The sequence below is a fragment of the Streptomyces swartbergensis genome (assembly GCF_002148965.1).
Taxonomy (GTDB): domain Bacteria; phylum Actinomycetota; class Actinomycetes; order Streptomycetales; family Streptomycetaceae; genus Streptomyces; species Streptomyces swartbergensis.
In genome coordinates this window covers 1-1,567 of record NZ_NGFN01000675.1, presented here as the reverse complement: position 1 = coordinate 1,567, position 1,567 = coordinate 1, and the positions used below count along the sequence as shown (strand labels likewise).

Genomic DNA, 1,567 nt, shown 5'->3' with positions numbered 1-1,567 from the left:
CCCCAGACGCACCCCACGCCGCCGGAGTCCCAGCCCGGCGGCGCGACGCAGGACCGGATCCGGAGGAAGACCCGCACATGAGCGTGACGACGGTGCCCAGTGTGACGACCACTCTCACGGCCCCGAAGACCCTGATCCCCGCCCCGCCGCGCAACCGCGACACCCGAGGCGACGACAACGCCTGGAACCGACTGATCGAAGCGGTGCGGGAATCGGGCCAGTACCCCACCAGGTCGGAGGCGGAGCGAGTCACCCGTATCGTCCTGTCCGCCCTCGGCGGTCATGTGATCGGCGACGAACGGGTCGACCTCGCCCGTGCCCTGCCCGAGGAGGCCGCCAGGGTGGTCGCCTCCCAGATCCCGGCCACGCGCCGGCTGACCGCCGCGGAGTTCGTCGACTCCGTCGCGGCCCGCATCGAGGGAGCGACCCCCGCCACGGCCCGCTGGGACGTCAGCTCGGTCCTGAGCGTGCTGCCGCCCCTGGTCGGCGACGACCTGGTGACCCGCATCCTGGACCAGCTCCCGGCCGGCTACGCCCTCCTGTTCGGCCGAGCGGACCTGAGCCCGGCGTCGTAGGCTCCTGATCCGCGTACGACACCGCGTACGACACCGGTACGACGGCCACCGCCGCGGCCGAGGACCACTGCCGAGGCCGACGGTGGCCGCCGAAGCGGACGGTGGCCGTCGGGGCGGACGGCCAAGCCACCGACAGGAGCCCCCACTTGACCCGCACGAGGTCCGCGACCCTCACCACCCCCGACGGCACGCACCTCGCCCACAGAGACCACCAAGCCGCCGGGGAGCCCACGGCCACGTTCCTCCTCCTGCACGGCCTGGCAGGCCACCAGGGCGAGTGGGACACGCTCGCCGCGCGGCTGTCGGCCGACGGCCACCGCGTGGTGACGTACGACGCCCGAGGCCACGGCGCCAGCACCCGCACCCCGCCGACCACGACCCGCGCGGCCCATGTCCAGGACGCCGTGGCCCTGATCGAGGAACTGGGCCTGGCCCCCGTGACCCTGCTGGGCCAGTCCCTGGGCGGCCACACGGCCCTGCTGCTGGCCGCGGCCCGCCCCCGCCTGGTGCAGTCCCTGATCCTGGTCGAAGCGGGCCCGGCCGGCCCGAACCCCGATCTCCCCGCACAGATCGCGACCTGGCTGGACAGCTGGCCGGCCCGCTTCAAGTCCCTCGACGAGGCGGAGGCCTTCCTGGGCCACGAGGCCTGGGCGAGAAGCCTGGAGGAACGAGAAGACGGCTGGTATCCGAGGTGGGACCGCACCACGATCATCGACACGGTCGCCGAACTGGCCACCACGGCCTACTGGACGGAGTGGTCCCGCATCACCTGCCCCACCCTCCTCGTCCAGGGCGAACACGGCACGATGCGCCCCGACGAACCGGCCACGATGCTCACCCACCGCCCGGACACCAAGGTGGTCCGCATCCCTCACGCGGCCCACGACGTCCACTTGGACCAGCCGGACCGCCTCTACGAAGCGATCAGGGCCTTCAGCAAATAGTTCGACAGGGCCCTGTCTCCCCGCTCATCCTGCGGTGGCGCACCGACC

2 protein-coding genes are annotated in these 1,567 nt (G+C 72.8%); both read left to right on the top strand.

What is annotated here, in order from left to right:
* Positions 1–77: 77 nt before the first annotated feature.
* Positions 78–575 carry a DUF2267 domain-containing protein gene (locus CA983_RS43470; protein WP_107500361.1) on the top strand — a complete coding sequence of 166 codons (498 nt, stop codon included), beginning with the start codon at positions 78–80 and terminating at the stop codon, positions 573–575.
* A 146-nt stretch (positions 576–721) separates the two neighbouring features.
* Positions 722–1,519 carry an alpha/beta fold hydrolase gene (locus tag CA983_RS43465; RefSeq protein WP_086606090.1) on the top strand — a complete coding sequence of 266 codons (798 nt, stop codon included), beginning with the start codon at positions 722–724 and terminating at the stop codon, positions 1,517–1,519.
* The last annotated feature ends 48 nt before the right edge of the window (positions 1,520–1,567 follow it).

Coding starts and splice junctions, on each gene's coding strand:
- CA983_RS43470 (WP_107500361.1), top strand. CDS start 78: ATGAGCGTGACGACGGTGCCCAGTGTGACGACCACTCTCACGGCCCCG.